Consider the following 16,392-nt stretch of genomic DNA (forward strand, 5'->3'; position numbering starts at 1 on the left):
GTGTTAAACTTTTACTTCCATATCAGGTTTTGATACGTCTGTAAGAGGAACTCTTCCTCTCTCTTTACGTAATATCCTGTTAAAAAGTGACACTTCACGATCAAAAAGAAATTGAAAAAATAGTTTTGTCCACGAAGTGTGATAATATAGGGTATCATAATACTCGGGCGCAGTCTTTCTTATCTGCGGAAGCTTGTTCCATGGTATCGACGGGAAATCATGATGTTCGTTATGAAAACCTACGTTGAATGCCACGGTATTCCATGAGCCGTAATAGCTGTAAGTTTCCTGTTCAACTTTGTGAGTTAAATAATGTTCCTGTATCCAACGCGCTCCAAGAGGGTGCAAACCCACAGAAAACCAAAAGCTAATAAATAAAAAGCCAATAGCATGAAACCCCATAAAATACCATATGGCCGTAGTAAATGCTGCCTGTAAAATGAAGTTGGTGATGATCCAGCCATCAACAGGATGTATCTCTTTTAAGCGGGATAAACGGAATATCTGGAATATCGGGAAAAAAAGCAGCCATAACATTTTACCCAGAAAATAATTATTGATCAGCTTCGCTTCCCATTTGTTGGGCAGATCGGCATCCAACTCATGCACGCCCTGAAAAGAGTGGTGCTTGATATGATATTTTTCAAATGAAATAGCGCTCGGTAATATTTGCGGCAAGTTTGAAAGCATGGCCGCCCAGCGATTGGCATTGGCGTTTTTGAACAAAAGCTTATGTGTGCACTCGTGTATCATTACAAACAAGGCATGATCTGCAAAAGCTCCCAATAAATAAGCTGCGGCAAAAATAAGCCACCACGATTGATCACGTAATAAATAAGCGCCTGCCACCTGGAAAAGCACAAGGCCAATAATAGCAAAAATGGTATATGGATTCTTACCGATCAGGTTTCTCAGGTCAGGAAATTGTTTCAGAATTTTTTTAGTGCGTATACGGTGTGGTTCGGATTCTGTAGAGTAAATAAAATCGGTCTTTGAGGCCATTGTTCTTTCCTTTTTGCTTTAGAGTGTTTAATATTGGTTAAAGATATTTATATTAATAACTGTAATATGTCGGATAAATTACATTTAGTGTAATTTATGAGGGGCGCTCACTAAAATTCCAGTTTCTAAATATAGGCTATAATTCTGTAACAAATTTGGTTTTTCTGGCATTTTGTTTACAAATTCTTTACAAATGGTTGTGATTAGGCTTATGAAACTCGCCCGATTGGTACAATATTCTTAGCATACTTGGCAGTACAATAAGCAGTAATGGTAAGGCCACTATGAACCCGCCAATAACCGCAATTGCCAGTGGCTGATGCAGTTGTGCGCCTGCCCCAATCCCTAATGCTAACGGCATTAACGCAATGATAGCGCCCAGGGCCGTCATTAATTTAGGGCGCAGCCTTGTAGAAATGGAGAACACAATGGCTTCATCAACACATTGACGCCTATCGGCATTGACATCACAAATATTTTCTAATGTACGCTGTTTAAATTGCAGAAAAGTGAATATGGCGTTTTCACCAATTATTCCTACGATCATGATAAGGCCGGTATAGCTACCAACATTTAGTGGTGTATTGGTAATATACAATGCAAGAAAACTGCCACTGATACCCAATACAGCAATTATTAAGATCAAAAATGCTATCCTGAATTGCTTGTACAAAAAAAGGATCACACCAAATACCAGCATACTTGCGGTGATCAGAATAATTAATAGTTCTTTAAACGACTGTTGTTGTTCGGCATAAGCACCCCCGTATTCTACATGGTACCCTTGTGGTAAATTGACTTTTTGAGCTATGTTTTTCTGAATGGCCGGTATTACGGTGCCTAAGTCGCTATTTTCAAGCCTGGCGCTGATTACACCCATTGATTGCAGATCCTGACGATTTATTTCTGCGTCCCCTGCTTTCAATTCAACATTAGCTAATTGATTTATAGGTATTAATTTGCCATTGGGTAAAAATACAGTCAGATTTTTAATGCTTGCAATATTCAAATATCTGTTACCCGGGTACACAATTCGTATGGGCGAAAGTTGTTGGGGTTCATATAAACTACCTACCACATTGCCATCTAAAGCTGTTTGCACCTGGAATTGTAGATTAGTAGGAGTTATATTGTATTGTGCCAGTTTGTTGTAGTTTGGAACGATGCTTACGGATGGGCCGGCGATAACTATTCCATCAAAAACATCGGCTGTGCCTTTTACAGCGCTAACTTGCTCTGCTATTTGTTTTGACAGGTCACGGAGTTTTTGCTGATCATTACCAAAAACTTTAATCTCAATGGGTTGGGTTGAACTCATCAAATCGCCCAGCATATCGGTTATTACCTGGCCAAAATCAACTCTTAAAGCTGGCTGTGTACCTGCAATTTCTTTTCGTATATCGCTGGTTACCTCTTCAGTTGTTTTTTCATGATTCTTTTTTAATTGAATAAGGTAATCACCGGTGTTAGGTTCAGTAATAAAAAAGCCCATTTGTGTTCCTGTACGCCTTGAATAGGTTTCCACGTCGGGTTGTTTTACAATTATTTTTTCAATCTCACGCAGCATCCTGTCAGTTTCTTCCAGCGAAGTTCCAGGGGGCGAGCTGTAGTCTAATACAATGCTGCCCTCATCCATATCAGGTAAAAAACCAGTTTGTAATCCTGATGGAATAAAGATGATCGCAGCAATTAACGCCAGACATATAACAATACTGATAACCGGGTTAAGTATAAAGAAAGAAACCCACTTTTGCTTTTTTACAACATGTGCTTCTTCTTTTTTGGCGCCCGTTGGTTTTTTATCGCGTGTGAGCATTAAATAGATTACAGGTAGCCCTATCCAGGTCACTAAAAAGGAGCAGACCAGTGTAATGATCATGGTGTTTGTCATCACTTTAAAATAGGCTCCGGCCACCCCGCTCATTAGTATAAAAGGCACAAATATTACTATGGTGCTTAATGATGAACCTATCATTGCCGGGAAAAGATAATCTATGGCTTTTTTCAGCAAATCCCTGGTCGGCTCTTCGGGGTGCTCTTCATGTGTGCGATGTATCTGTTCAACCACTACAATAGCATCATCAATTATTAAGCCTATAGCCGCCGCAATGGCGCCCAATGTCATAATATTGAAACTGTAACCAATTACATATAATACAGAAAGTGTCAGCAGGAGCGTAACAGGTATAGTGATCAGAATAGTTGCGCTTGCCTTTATTGAACGCAGGAAGATGATAGCCACTATGATAGCCAACAATAGCCCTATCCATACACTATCGGTAACACTTTTTACAGAATCATTCACAAAATCAGCCTGCACATAATACGGCCTGATAATTACACCGGGAGGTAGTAGCTTTTGCAACGCCTTTACCTTGGCAGCCATATCTGTTGATAAGGTAATAAGATTAGTATTGGGTTGTTTTATAACAGCAACCAATACGCCATCGTGCCCATTTGCATTTATTTTTGTGTATTCAATTCCCTCACTTATTTCAACACTGGCAATATCTTTAATTTGTATAATCCTTTTTCGGTTATTACTGATCACAATGTTTTCAAGCTGGTCCTTTGCATTTACGGTAGCGTCCGTAACGGTAAGGTAAAGCATTTTATAATCAGACAGGTAGCCTTCTGATTTTACAAAATTGGTTTGCCCCAATGCGGTGCTTATCAGGTCGGGAGTTAATGCCAGCGCGCTCATCTTTTCGCGGTTAAGCACCAGCCAGTATTCCTTGGTTTTGCCGCCGATAACCCTGATCTCGGAAACGCCGCTTACTTGTGATAAAAAAGGTTTTACAGTAAATGTGGCAATCTGTTTTAATTCTATAGGCGATTTATTATGACTTTCCAACGTATAGCCGCTCACCGGAAGGATGGAAGGGTTCATCTTCTCTACAGATATATTTACATCAGCCGGCAGATCGTTACGTATTTTTGCAATTTGCGATTCAATTTGTTCCTTGCTCAGATCAATATTGGCATCCCAACTCATAAAGGCAGAAATTTCACAACTGCCGCGGCTGGTAGTACTGCGTACCACCTGCAGATCGGGCACCTGTTTAACTGCATTTTCAAGAGGTTTGGTAACGGTAATCATCATTTTGTTTACCGGCTGTAGCCCTTCATCAGCTATGATTTTGATTTTTGGAAAGGTGATCTCCGGAAATAATGATGTTTGAAGTTTGGTATAGCAATAAGTGCCACCCATAATAATGAGTGCCAAAACCATCATTATAGGTTTACGGTGGGTAACAAAGTAACTATTTACACGCTCCATTATTGCACAATTTTAACTTTGGCAGTATCCGCTAAACCGTAATTGCCGCTTACTAAGATCTTATCCTGCGCTGAAAACTTCGGAGAGAGTATTTCAACACGATCTCCTTCCTCTATGCCTTTGGTAATTGGAGTTTTTATTGCCGTGGATGGATTGATCATCTTCATTACCCAAAATTCTGTTTGTGTCTCATTTGATAGAATAGCAGATTTTGGCAATGAAATGGTATTGCTTTTTTCTGTTTTTATAATCCTGGCTTTGGCTATCAGGTTTTCTGGTATCTGGCGATCTGTATTTACTTTTATGGCGATACCCTGTGTTTGAGATAAAGTATCAACAGTTGGCATAAACGAAGCTACTTTCCCGGTTAGCTTATAACCATCAGGAAGCGTAAGCTGTACACTTTGATCCAGTTTAACAGTCTGGCGCAGTTCATAAGGCAGCTGCATTAAAAACACAAAGCTTGAACGGTCGCTAATTACTGCCAGTTGTTCACCATCCTGAACATAATCGCCGGCCTGGTGAGTTAATTGTGTAACATACCCGTGCAAAGGTGCTTTTATTGTATTGATTCCTGAGAATCTAAATGCAGAATCTAACGAATTAATACTATTCCCGATACTTTGCGCTTCTTTTGTTTTTATAGTAAACAACAATTGTCCTTTTTCAACATAATGCCCTGGCTGGATATTAGCTGATTGTATGTAACCATTAACATTGGCCTTAACAAAGTTTTTTTGAAGAAAAACTGAGGCCGCGTTCAGCTCAATGTAACTTACCATTGAAGTGTCATTTACTGTAGTAACTGTAACAGGTGTTATAGCTTTAACATTATCGCCAGTATCATCTGCAGGTGCTTTGCTCTTGCATGAAAATAAAAGCAATGACATACCTGCTACGTACAGCGTATATTTTAATGGATAGGTAAAACTTAATCCTTTCATGATTATTTGTTCCAGTAATTTAACTGATTGATCAATTGAAGTCTGTTGACCAGGGTTTGGGTTAGCAGATTCTTAACAGTTAGGTAATTGTTTATAGCCAATATAAAATCTGATATTTTCAGATCTCCGGTTTGTAACAGGTGTGAATCAATTTTTATTAAAGCCTCACTATACTTGATCTGTTCATTTATTTGACTAAAAAGTTTTTCAGTTTCGTCTATTTGCTGGTTAAGCTGATCAATTTGTTGTTTGTATTGCCTGCTATAAAAATATTTGTAGTATTGCCGGGTTTCTTCTTCTAACTGAATTTTTTTATGCAATAGTTTACGTTGGCCGCCATCATATATTGGCATACTTACACTAAAGCCAAAACTTGCACCAAAATTTTTAGCCGGTTGTACAAAATCGGTATTATAGCCTGCATCGGCAAAAATATTGGCTTTGGGTTTATAATTATAATCGATCAGGCTATTACTGTTGGAAAGTCTAAGGCTATCGAGTTTGAATTTTTTAAAGAATATACTGTTTTGCAGATCGGGGTATATCGTTTTGGTTATTTGAGGTTCACTTAATTCAACCATACTGGTATCAGTAATACCTGAAAGGTAATTTAGTGTGGCAAAGTCGGTTTTATATTGAATGCGCGACTGTGAAAGCTGTATTTGCTGCTGTTTTAAAGTGACCAGGAAAGTCATGTAATCGGCTTGTTTATACACATTACTACGTGTAAGTTTTATAAATATAGTGTCCTCTTGCAATAAGCGGTCCACTACCGCCACGTTGAATTTTAACTGCTGTAAACTGCCATATGCTGTTATGTACTGACCTATTACCGCTTTTTTTAAATCTTGTACAGATAACTGGGATGCATTGACTAATGAATCCTGTTGCAAAGCAATAGCAGCCAATTGGCTACTACGGTAATTTCTTCCAATAATTTGCTGATTAACTCCTGCCAGGGCACTGAATGTTTGCACATTGGTAATTGCACCGGCATATCCAAAACCGTTTATAACCGGGGAAAACGCCCCTGCGCTTGTACCGGTAACCTGGGGTTTTAAACCTGCTCTTAATCGCATGCTATCCAGCCTGGCTGAAGATATCTGGTTTTTTAGATCTTTTAACAGTGGGCTATTATTTTGGGCAGCTTCAAGATAATGATCCAACGCATAGGTTTGAGCCAGCGAAACAGAATAAGAGAATGCGCAGAGTATAATGCTGAAAAACCACTTCATTGATTAATGGGATGCTGTTAGTATTTGCTAAAGTAAAAATTTAATTCTGTAAAAATTTGGGATTGGTTTAGTTGATTAAGTTAGATTGAGTGAGTAGTTGATTAGGTTCAAATTCAATGAGTAGCTAAATTAATGATTTATTCTTCCTGATTTAATAAACTTAATCAACCCATTCTAACTCAATCAACCTAATCAACTCAACCTACAACTTTACTATAAAAGTATGATAGGGGTTATCATAACTATAATTTAACGTAAACGTTAAGTTCTCGCATATTTGCCTCGAAATGGTTAATCCCAGGCCGCTGCCCTCCGAGTGAGATGATTTATGAAAACGGGTAAATATGTGTTCATCTTCCAATGCAATATCTTCTCCTGTATTTTGAATGATCAGTTGCTCGCTGGTCAATTTAATGTTGATGGTGCCACCTTTATAGTTATGTCTTATCGCGTTACTTAATAAATTATTCAGCAATATATCTATAAGGTAAGGGCTTGCGTGCAATTCTTTATCAGCCAGTTCGAAGTTTACTTTTAGCTCCTTGTCCTGGAATATCTCTTCAAACTGAGAAAGCAGTTCTTCCAGGGATAATCGCAGGTCGATAGATTCATTACCACCTACTAAATGATTCTCGATCTTTACCAGTAATAAAAGAGATTGATTTAACCGGGTAAGCCTTGAAACAGCGCTATAAAGGTCGTTAAGCAATTTGCTTTGCTGCTGGCTGAAGCTTTCGGTTTGTATCAGGGAATCCAGTTTTGAATTGATGACCGCTATTGGTGTCAATAACTCATGCGAGGCATTTTCGGTAAATGTTTTCAAATCCTTATAGTCACTTTTTACCCGGGTTGCCATGCTGATGATCGCCTGGTTAAGTTCGTCAAACTCATCAATACTGGTAGTTACCGGTGGAATATCTTTACTGTCGGCTACATTAAAAAGGCGCAGTTCTTTTAACAGGTTATAAAAAGGCTGCCATAAACGGTTCAATAACAGTCTGTTGGTTATGAATAAGGTGATTAGCAGCAGTAAAATAACACCTGCTGTAATACCAAAAATGATCTTGATCAGATCTTCCGTTTCTACTTTGGATTCTACGATCAGTATTTTATAAAATTTGTCACCCACTGCAACTGAGCTGATCAATCCTCTGCCTGATTCAAACTCTTCTCCATGGCCATGCCTGTGCCTTCTTTTTTCTTCCTGTTCGTCATCCTTTTCCCTTACACGTCGGTATACTGTATTAATAAAGCCGCGCTTTACTGATCCGGGAGTTGCTTCAGTAAAGTCTATCTGGAGATCTTTTGATTCAAAAACCTGTGGTAATTTGTGGTTTAGGTTAACATATTCAAATACCTCGTTCTCCTCAACTGCGAGGTCCTTGTCAATTTTGTTAGTTAATATCCAATTGATGGCCAGGTAGTAAATGATACCTGTTATCAGCATCACAATGATGGTGGTTAACAGGTTTACGCGGTTGTATCGGGCAAGAAGCTTCATTGATCAGTAAACTTATAACCCATGCCATAAGCAGCCTGAATATAGTCATTGCTTCCGGCTTCAATCAGTTTTTTTCTGAGGTTTTTTATGTGAGAGTAAATGAAATCAAAGTTATTAGCCATATCAATACCATCGCCCCAAAGATGCTCGGCTATTGCATTTTTTGAAACCACTTTACCTTTGTTGGCGATGAAATAAAGCAGCAAAGCATATTCCTTGCGGGTAAGTTTAATCCCCTGGTTGTGCGCCTTTACTGTTTTAGCTAACAGGTCTATGGTGAGTTCGTTAAAGATAAGCAGGTTGCTGCCATTAAAAGTTTTACGACGGATAATAGCCGATACTCTTGCCTTAAGCTCTGATAAATGAAAAGGTTTTACCAGATAATCATCGGCACCAAGGTCAAGGCCCTCCAGGCGGTCATCCAATGAGTTTTTTGCAGAGATGATCAGCACACCATCTGTATTGTTATTTTGTTTCAGGGATTTTAATATCTCAATGCCGTTGCCACCGGGAAGGGTAATATCCAATAATATGCAATCATAACTATAAAGGCTTACTTTTGCCATCGCCTCCGGGTAGTTTGAAGCGGTTTCACAGATATTGCCGGCCTCCATAAAATATTCCTCAATACTTTCCCGCAAACCCTTTTCGTCTTCAATGATCAATATCTTCATCCGGGTATTTTTATATAAAAATACAATTTCAATTTTGGATACATTTTGGATTGTTCAAAATGCTATAGATTTTAAACAGAATGTGTTTTTTATCTTTACCATTAAATCAATAATTCTGTCAATCAACAATTCAATAATTAAAAAGCATGTGGTGGATATACGCTTTACTTTCGGCAACATTTGCTGCATTGACGGCAATATTTGCAAAAATCGGTATCAAAGGAGTTGACAGCGATCTGGCTACTGCTATCCGTACCGTTATTATTTTGATCATTGCCTGGGGAATAGCTTTGTACAAAGGAAGCGCGGAAAATATGGGCGCACTGAATAAAACAAACTGGCTTTTCCTGGTACTTTCGGGATGCGCCACGGGTTTGTCATGGATTTTTTACTTTAAGGCTTTACAGTTAGGAAAGGTATCGCAGGTGGCTCCGGTTGATAAGCTGAGTGTTGCCCTGGCCATTATTTTATCTGTTATATTTTTGAAGGAACCGCTTACGCTGAAAACCTCTTTAGGTGCTTTGCTGATCATTTCAGGTACATTAGTGCTGATATTTTAGGATGACGACGATCCGTAAATAAATTGAAATTATTAAATTGGGAATAACATTTAATTTGTCATTCTCTCACCTGGTTGTGTAAAAATTACACTACAAAGTATTCTGCTTCAATTTTAATCCAAATTTTCTGAGCAACTTCGCCCGATTCTAAAGATCAGTAACCTAAGTATGCGAAATTTTTTTACCCTTTTATTTTTTCTTTGTTCTGCACTCGTTTTAAACGCGCAACCTTATAATAATCCTAAGGGACGTTTAACCGGTAAAGTGATTGATGCCAGTACCAAGCAGCCTGTTGATTATGCTACCGTAAGCATTTTTAAGGATGGTGGCGCCAGCCCTATTAACGGTGTGGTAACAGATCCCAAAGGCGTTTTTGTGATTACTAATTTAAATCCGGGTGAATACAGCATTTCAATTGATTTTATAGGATACCAGAAAAAGATCGTCGATCATTTAACTATAGGCGCAGCTACGCCAAATATTGAACTGGGTACAATTTCTATTGCACCTATTCAAAACCAGTTAAAATCGGTGGAGATAGTTAGCAAGGCGCCGGTTGTTGAAAATAAGATAGATAAAATGGTTTATAACGTGACCAATGATCTTACTTCACAAGGGGGGTCAGCGGCTGACGTATTACAAAAAGTTCCGCAGGTTACGGTTGATATTGACGGCAATGTGCAGTTGCAGGGTAACTCTAATATTCGCTTCCTTATTAATGGGAAACCATCAAGCATATTCGGAGCAAGTTTAGCTGATGCATTACAATCTATACCCGCAAGCCAGATCAAGAATATCGAGGTGATCACCAGTCCGGGAGCCAAGTACGACGCCAACGGAACAGGCGGTATTATCAATATCGTTCTAAAAGATAGTAAGATAGAAGGGGTAAATGGCAACGTTAATCTTTCGGCCGGTACGCGTCGAGAAAATGCTAATTTAAACTTAAACGTACGCGAAGGTAATTTCGGTGTTAATGCATTTTTTGGTGGAGGCGAACAGATCAACAGCACTACGCTTAATACCAATAATAGCTTATCGTATAGTCAAACACGTGATACTACAACTAAACTACTTCAAAAAGGGACTAACTCGTTTACCCGTGGGGGCTTTCAATCTGGCATAAGTTTTAACTGGGATATAACTAAAAAAGATGCACTGACAGCCTCGTTTGGTTATAACTATTTTGCCAATCATAACCATGGATTAACAAACCAGGAAAGTACAGAGTTTGATATACCTAATAACAATACCATATCAGATATATTCAGTTTACGCAACTCAGAAAGCCGTTTCAGCGGCAGATACCTCGATTATAGCCTTAACTATAAAAAGACCTTTGCTAAAGAAGGGCAGGAACTTGATGTGTTGTTTAACTCAAGCTATGGAAATAATAAATCTTATTCTTTCCAGAAGCAGAATTACTTGAATGGCGGATATCCTACTTCAGGTACACAGAGCGATAACCCTGGTACGGATCATGAAACAGACATCTCCATTGATTATACACAGCCTGTCACCAAAACTTTTACTATTGAAACAGGAGCCAAAGCAGTGCTTGAAAATATTAATAACTCAGTTGTTACAGATACATTATTAAACGGCGCTTTTGTGCCTAATGCCAATCAAACCTATGGGTTTAATTATAACCGTAAAGTTTATTCTTATTACCTGTCAACAACATTTTCCTTATTCAATAATTTCATTAATGGTAAAGCAGGACTGAGGGATGAGTATACTTCAACTTCTGATAATTTTCCGGGGGCAAATATCCCGGGATATAATACACTTGCGCCTTCTGCAGTGCTGTCTCATAAAATAGATGAGTCTCAATCTTTTAAATTAAGTTATAGCTACCGTATACAACGGCCAGATTATGGCGACCTTAACCCGTTTTATAATATAAGCGACCCGCATAATATAAGTGTCGGTAATCCAAACTTAAAGCCTGAGATAGGGCATAATTATGAGTTTGGTTATAACAAATCATTCAATCAGGGCGCTAATATTTATATAGGGGCTTTTTATCGATACAATACCAATGATATTCAGACACTTACCACACATTATGATGCTAAAGACATTAATGGAACCACTTATTCTGATGTGTATCTAACCCAGCGCTATAATATAGGCACTGAAACTACTGATGGTGTTAGTTTATTTGCTTCGTTACCAGTGACAAAAGCGTTGAATTTGCGCACCAATATCATGTTTGGTGATAGGATAACTACTAATCCGGGTTTTTCAACAGTAAGCGGATATGTCTCCCGCATCAATCTAAATGCGACCTATGATTTTGGTAACAACCTGATCGGTGAGGTATTTGGCAACTATAACTCATCACAAAGAACCATACAGGGGACCCGGCCGGCATTTGCTTTTTATAACCTTGCAGTGCGTAAGCAATTATGGAATAAAAAGGCAAGTATCGGCTTAACCGCTACAGATCCTTTCACTAAATATATCAATCAGACAACTACTACCAGTGGTGCTAACTTTACCCAAACCAGCCTGAGGCAAGTGCCATTCCGTTCATTTGGGATCACGCTAAGCTATAAGTTTGGTAAGCTGGAATTCAAGAAGGAAAAGGATAAAGACGATAACAATAATGACGCTCCTGCGCCAGAAAATAGCAGCGGCAAATAAACTTACAAACAAGCATAGTGTTAATTACGTATAAATTTAAAATTAAACTTTAACATAAAATTAATGTTTAATTGTTATATACTTAACGTATTTTTGACACTATGCCTCAAAGTAATTTGCCCACTTATGCTATTGTAGAGTTGTTGATCCGGTTAGAAAAGCATAATCCTGCTATCGGCGATTATAAGAACCATACTGTATACGATAGTAGTGTGATCGTGAAAACCACTGGCGGGAATATCAGGTTCCCGCAAACATTGATCATGCAGCAATTTGAAGACCCGGATATGATTACCGATACCGAACTTGCCGATACCGCTTCATTATTTTTGGCTGCAAATTAAATTTCGCACAGGTTTATAACTTATTTATTAATACGCATATTGTAAACTTTTCTCCGTCATTTTGGTTATATAATTAGCAGCAGGAGGGCCGCCAGATTTTTGGCTCGGTAAATGAAAAAATCCAGTAAACATTACAAGTTTATCAATAACAATACAGGTAATGCAATTTATTATTATTCCATAAGTGACGACCTGGAACCAAAAAAAGTTAAAGAAGAACTCGAAAAGGTACAGGCAAAAGTGGCTATTCAGAATGGGATATTTATAGAGACTGTTTTTTGGGAAGAAATAAAAGATTAACAAATAAGTCCCGTATATTTATAATTCGAACCTGAATTATAATTTTCATTCTGGCTGTTTAGGCCGGAATTTCAATCTGAAATTATACTACAATTTATTGATATATAGCTATCTGTCTATAACTGAATTTTTTAATTCATTTTTAAAATTAAAAATTTAGTTATAGATTTATTTAACCAATTATAATCCAGTCTGTACCCGGAATCAACCCTTTTGATGCTAGGTACAGATAAAACCAATAATCAAACCTAATCGCCATGAGGAAAATAATTTACGCTATTTTATTTTTTGTTTCCTGTTTTGTTTCTACGGCCTACAGCCAGGAAGATAATTCTGTCACCAGGAACGCCGTTGCCGGATTGAAAACACTATCGGGAGATCATATTATTGAAAAGGCATATCTGCATTTTGATAAACCTTATTACGCTGCAGGGGATACCATTTATTTTAAAGCTTATGTAGTACTTGGCGAACATTTTGATCTGTCAAAGGCAAGCTGGGTATTGCATGTTGATTTAATAGACCCTAACAATACGATCATCAATTCTATAAAGCTGCAATTAATAAATGGTATAGGCTGGGGCGATTTTGCATTGCCGTTTGCTTTTCCAAAAGGCAATTACCGCGTAAGGGCTTATACCAGGTATATGCAAAATGATCCGGATTATTTTTTCGATCAAATCATACCTGTCGGCTCAGTAATGAATAGCAGCCTTGCTGCAAATAATACAAACCAGGTTCAGACTTCTAAAGCCGATCTGCAATTCTTTCCTGAAGGTGGCGAATTGATCAATGCAATGGTATCAAAGGTGGCTTTTAAAGCCATCGGTACAAATGGTATGGGGGTAAATGTGAAAGGCACAGTCGTGGATAATACCAATAGCCAGGTGGCTGTTTTTGCATCCTCACATTTGGGAATGGGAACATTTTATATTGCACCTGAAGAAGGGAAAACCTATAAGGCCAAAGTTACTTTTGCCGATGGTGCACAAAGCACATTTGATCTGCCAGCCCCGGCGGGCAAGGGTATAACATTGGCGGTGAAGGATACATTAGATAAGTTGTCTATTGAAATTCGCAGCAATAAGGCATACTTCCAGGAAAATCTTAATAAGAATATCAGCCTCGTGATCTATGGCAGCGGGCTTGTTAATACAGTAAATACCAAGCTTGATAACCGCAGGCTTAGCATGGATATACCCAACAGCAAGTTCCCTTCGGGAATAGTGCAGGTAACGTTATTTTCGCAAGCAGGCGAGCCCCTGAGTGAACGCCTGGTGTTTGTACAAAACCCCGACCTGGTGAACCTTACTGTAAGTACTAAAAAAACAAGCTACAGCAAACGCGAACGGGTTGCGGTTAAAGTAAATGCGAAAGACAAGGGAAATGATGTTGAGGGACATTTCTCAGCCTCGGTTATTGACGAAAGTAAAATGCCGTTTGATGAGAATAATGAAACCACGATTTTAACCTATTTGTTGCTCACTTCGGAATTACGGGGGTATGTTGAACAGCCCAATTATTATTTTATACATAATACCAATCAAACCAATGCCGACCTTGATGCATTGCTGCTGACTCAGGGCTACAGGCGTTTTACCTGGAAGCAGTTGCTCAGTAATAATGAAATTCAATTTTCCTACCCGCCTGAAAAATCATTGGAAATAACGGGTACGGCTAAAACTTCAACAGGCTCACCGGCTGCTAATATTGATGTAATGCTGTTGACTCCAAATAAGGGAAGTATGTTAGGTGAAAGAACCGGTAGCGACGGCAGATTTAAATTTGCCAATTTACCCCCGCTTGCAGATAGCTCATTATTTACGTTACAAGCTACCGGATCAACAAAAACCAGGAATACCACCATGTTTACTGTAGATGCCGATAAGCCCGGTCCGGCTGTTGAAGATAAAAAGCTGCAAGGATTAAAAAATGATGTTAATGCCACTATGGTTACATACCTGAGTAACAACCAGGCTATGCACAATATTGGTTATGGTGTTGCTAATCGCCCGGTAAATGGTGTGAAGGCCGACCAGGTGATATTAGGCGATGACTTAAAGGGCACCGCTTCGTTGGTCACCGCGCTAAACGGACGCTTACGGGATGTGAATTTTGTACAGGGGATTCCCTATTTAAAGGGTGGGGCGAAAGACCCAATGCTTATAGTTGTCAATGGGAAAATAATGGGCAGTTATGTTAACCTGGATAATATAAATACAGGCGATATTGCAAAAGTGGAAGTATTGAAAGGCAGTAATGCCGATAATTATGGCGTATATGGTAACGCGGGTGTTTTAGCTATTACTTCCAAAACTGGCGCTACAGCCGGAATTATGCAAGAAGCATCGTACAAGTATAATTCAAAGAATGTGGTTAAGCAGCAAATTGTTTCTTATGATGGCTCTAAAACTAATTACCGGTCATCAAATTTAGGTGGTTCAGGGCATGCCGACCAGATAATAAAAGGAGATGTCATAAAAAATGCCACTTCACTTTCAACAGGTTTAAACGGACTGCTGCATGGTGTAAGCTTTTCTAACGGGGTGCCTTATTTAAACAACAGTACGGTAGTAACAGGATCAGGCATGGTTACTGATGCTATGTATGTACTTCTTGATGGTAATCCTATGGATATGAACGGCACTGGCATTGACAATATTAACCCTGCAAGTGTAGAAACTGTGGAAGTATTAAAAGGTGCCAATGCCAGTATGTATGGTGTTAATGGTGGTTCGGGTGTTTTGGTGATCACTACCCGCCAAAATATTCAATTAGATCCGGAAATTAAAACTGCTTTAGGCACGCTTTCATTCAGGCCCAAAGGCCTTTACAAAGCCCGTGAGTTTTATTCGCCAAAATATGAAACTACAACAAATGATGGTCGCAAGGATTTGCGCAGTACTATATTTTGGGCACCCGAACTGCAAACCAATAAAGACGGTGGGGCATCATTTGAGTTTTACAATGCTGATGGAGCCGGTACTTATCGTGTAGTGATAGAAGGGATTGATAATGCCGGCAATATAGGCAGGCAGGTGTACAGGTATAAGGTGGAATAATATGATTTAAAACCGCCTGCCGATAATCATTTTGATTATAGAACGATCGGTACTGTTGGTTAACCCAAGGCCGAAGCCTGCATTAAATTCCCAATTTGGATCAAAATTAAGATCGGTAGCTATAAATATTTGGTGCTGCTGCTGTTGTATTGGATCGTAATTAAAAAACGGACCTGTGCTGCCGTAATATTCAAACCCTAATGCTACAACTTTGGTGATGTCATAACTTTGCTTAAAATTAGGGGAGAAGATCAGCCCCCTGTTAGCATCCGGCCCGGCAAAACTTTGGTCTAGTGTGGGGTTAAAAGATAAATACCATTTCCCCATTTTTTTATCAATTATCGGCCTGATCTCAAGTGTAGCGGTGTTTGCTGAAAATGCACTTTTTTGGAAGCCAAATTCGGTAGATATACTCACACCCACCGGCCACTTCCAACTTTCAGGAGCAGCAACGCGGGGGCGAATATGTGAACCGACATAAGCCGTACGCCCATCGCTGCCTATGGAATTAAAAAAATAAAATCCGGTTTCGAACCAGGGTGTCCAGCCGTGCGTAATTTCAATGGTTTCATGAAATACATGGTTTGTGGGCAGTTCACCATCAATAACTGTTTTGCTGCCGTCAAGGGTATAGTTACTATGCAATTCAACCATCGTGTGCCCTTGTTCTACGGTTTCGGAACCATAAACTTGTATTTCGTAATTGTCTTGTGCTTTAACTTGAATTGTAATTGCTATGAGTGCGAAAGTGAACAGAATAAATTTGCGCATAGTTCTTTTGTAAAACCAAACCTAAATAATTAATCAGAAGTGGCTTAGTAATTTCTGTAATAAAACTATT

General features: G+C 38.9%; 12 protein-coding genes. 5 read left to right on the forward strand and 7 right to left on the reverse strand.

Annotation, left to right across the window (positions count from 1 at the left end):
- Positions 1–3: 3 nt before the first annotated feature.
- The 6 genes from ACPPVU_RS07545 to ACPPVU_RS07570 all read right to left on the reverse strand — a co-directional run bounded on the left by ACPPVU_RS07545 (position 4) and on the right by ACPPVU_RS07570 (position 8,636).
- The gene (locus ACPPVU_RS07545; protein ID WP_426671075.1) at positions 4–1,002 is read right to left on the reverse strand and encodes a fatty acid desaturase; all 999 of its coding nucleotides are present in this window, start codon (positions 1,000–1,002) and stop codon (positions 4–6) included.
- 187 nt (positions 1,003–1,189) lie between these two features.
- Entirely contained in the window at positions 1,190–4,282 is a 3,093-nt protein-coding gene (locus ACPPVU_RS07550) for an efflux RND transporter permease subunit (protein WP_426671076.1), read from the reverse strand.
- Complete coding sequence (locus tag ACPPVU_RS07555; RefSeq protein ID WP_426671077.1) at positions 4,282–5,226, reverse strand: efflux RND transporter periplasmic adaptor subunit; 945 nt, start codon at positions 5,224–5,226, stop codon at positions 4,282–4,284. The genes ACPPVU_RS07550 and ACPPVU_RS07555 overlap by 1 nt, the downstream gene beginning before the upstream one ends.
- 2 nt (positions 5,227–5,228) lie before the next feature.
- A complete protein-coding gene (locus tag ACPPVU_RS07560) occupies positions 5,229–6,461 on the reverse strand; it encodes a TolC family protein (RefSeq protein ID WP_426671078.1) in 1,233 nt (410 codons plus the stop codon).
- 202 nt (positions 6,462–6,663) lie between these two features.
- Complete coding sequence (locus ACPPVU_RS07565) at positions 6,664–7,962, reverse strand: sensor histidine kinase (protein ID WP_426671079.1); 1,299 nt, start codon at positions 7,960–7,962, stop codon at positions 6,664–6,666.
- Positions 7,959–8,636 (reverse strand): response regulator transcription factor, encoded by a 678-nt coding sequence (locus ACPPVU_RS07570; protein ID WP_426671080.1) that lies wholly within the window; start codon positions 8,634–8,636, stop codon positions 7,959–7,961. Before ACPPVU_RS07570 ends, ACPPVU_RS07565 begins: the two co-directional genes overlap by 4 nt.
- A 146-nt stretch (positions 8,637–8,782) precedes the next feature.
- Here ACPPVU_RS07570 and ACPPVU_RS07575 point away from each other — a divergent pair, with 146 nt between their 5' ends.
- The 5 genes from ACPPVU_RS07575 (at position 8,783) to ACPPVU_RS07595 (ending at position 15,551) form a co-directional block, all read left to right on the forward strand.
- Positions 8,783–9,196, forward strand: coding sequence for an EamA family transporter (locus ACPPVU_RS07575; RefSeq protein WP_426671081.1), 414 nt, complete (start codon positions 8,783–8,785; stop codon positions 9,194–9,196).
- Between the two features lie 168 nt (positions 9,197–9,364).
- Complete coding sequence (locus ACPPVU_RS07580) at positions 9,365–11,845, forward strand: TonB-dependent receptor domain-containing protein (protein ID WP_426671082.1); 2,481 nt, start codon at positions 9,365–9,367, stop codon at positions 11,843–11,845.
- A gap of 101 nt (positions 11,846–11,946) precedes the next feature.
- Complete coding sequence (locus ACPPVU_RS07585) at positions 11,947–12,189, forward strand: hypothetical protein (protein WP_426671083.1); 243 nt, start codon at positions 11,947–11,949, stop codon at positions 12,187–12,189.
- A 111-nt stretch (positions 12,190–12,300) separates the two neighbouring features.
- Positions 12,301–12,489 carry a hypothetical protein gene (locus ACPPVU_RS07590; protein WP_426671084.1) on the forward strand — a complete coding sequence of 63 codons (189 nt, stop codon included), beginning with the start codon at positions 12,301–12,303 and terminating at the stop codon, positions 12,487–12,489.
- Positions 12,490–12,746: 257 nt separating this feature from the next.
- Positions 12,747–15,551: a TonB-dependent receptor plug domain-containing protein gene (locus tag ACPPVU_RS07595; RefSeq protein WP_426671085.1), complete on the forward strand. Its 2,805-nt coding sequence runs from the start codon at positions 12,747–12,749 to the stop codon at positions 15,549–15,551.
- 6 nt (positions 15,552–15,557) lie between these two features.
- Here ACPPVU_RS07595 and ACPPVU_RS07600 read toward each other — a convergent pair whose 3' ends face one another.
- Positions 15,558–16,322 (reverse strand): hypothetical protein, encoded by a 765-nt coding sequence (locus ACPPVU_RS07600; RefSeq protein WP_426671086.1) that lies wholly within the window; start codon positions 16,320–16,322, stop codon positions 15,558–15,560.
- Between the last annotated feature and the right edge of the window lie 70 nt (positions 16,323–16,392).

Source organism: Mucilaginibacter sp. McL0603, from assembly GCF_049992945.1.
In the GTDB taxonomy this organism is placed as follows: Bacteria; Bacteroidota; Bacteroidia; order Sphingobacteriales; family Sphingobacteriaceae; genus Mucilaginibacter.

Excerpts from the sequence above, each read along its gene's own strand:
- ACPPVU_RS07545 (WP_426671075.1), bottom strand. The coding sequence starts at position 1,002 with ATGGCCTCAAAGACCGATTTTATTTACTCTACAGAATCCGAACCACAC.
- ACPPVU_RS07550 (WP_426671076.1), bottom strand. The coding sequence starts at position 4,282 with ATGGAGCGTGTAAATAGTTACTTTGTTACCCACCGTAAACCTATAATG.
- ACPPVU_RS07555 (WP_426671077.1), bottom strand. The coding sequence starts at position 5,226 with ATGAAAGGATTAAGTTTTACCTATCCATTAAAATATACGCTGTACGTA.
- ACPPVU_RS07560 (WP_426671078.1), bottom strand. The coding sequence starts at position 6,461 with ATGAAGTGGTTTTTCAGCATTATACTCTGCGCATTCTCTTATTCTGTT.
- ACPPVU_RS07565 (WP_426671079.1), bottom strand. The coding sequence starts at position 7,962 with ATGAAGCTTCTTGCCCGATACAACCGCGTAAACCTGTTAACCACCATC.
- ACPPVU_RS07570 (WP_426671080.1), bottom strand. The coding sequence starts at position 8,636 with ATGAAGATATTGATCATTGAAGACGAAAAGGGTTTGCGGGAAAGTATT.
- ACPPVU_RS07575 (WP_426671081.1), top strand. The coding sequence starts at position 8,783 with ATGTGGTGGATATACGCTTTACTTTCGGCAACATTTGCTGCATTGACG.
- ACPPVU_RS07580 (WP_426671082.1), top strand. The coding sequence starts at position 9,365 with ATGCGAAATTTTTTTACCCTTTTATTTTTTCTTTGTTCTGCACTCGTT.
- ACPPVU_RS07585 (WP_426671083.1), top strand. The coding sequence starts at position 11,947 with ATGCCTCAAAGTAATTTGCCCACTTATGCTATTGTAGAGTTGTTGATC.
- ACPPVU_RS07590 (WP_426671084.1), top strand. The coding sequence starts at position 12,301 with ATGAAAAAATCCAGTAAACATTACAAGTTTATCAATAACAATACAGGT.
- ACPPVU_RS07595 (WP_426671085.1), top strand. The coding sequence starts at position 12,747 with ATGAGGAAAATAATTTACGCTATTTTATTTTTTGTTTCCTGTTTTGTT.
- ACPPVU_RS07600 (WP_426671086.1), bottom strand. The coding sequence starts at position 16,322 with ATGCGCAAATTTATTCTGTTCACTTTCGCACTCATAGCAATTACAATT.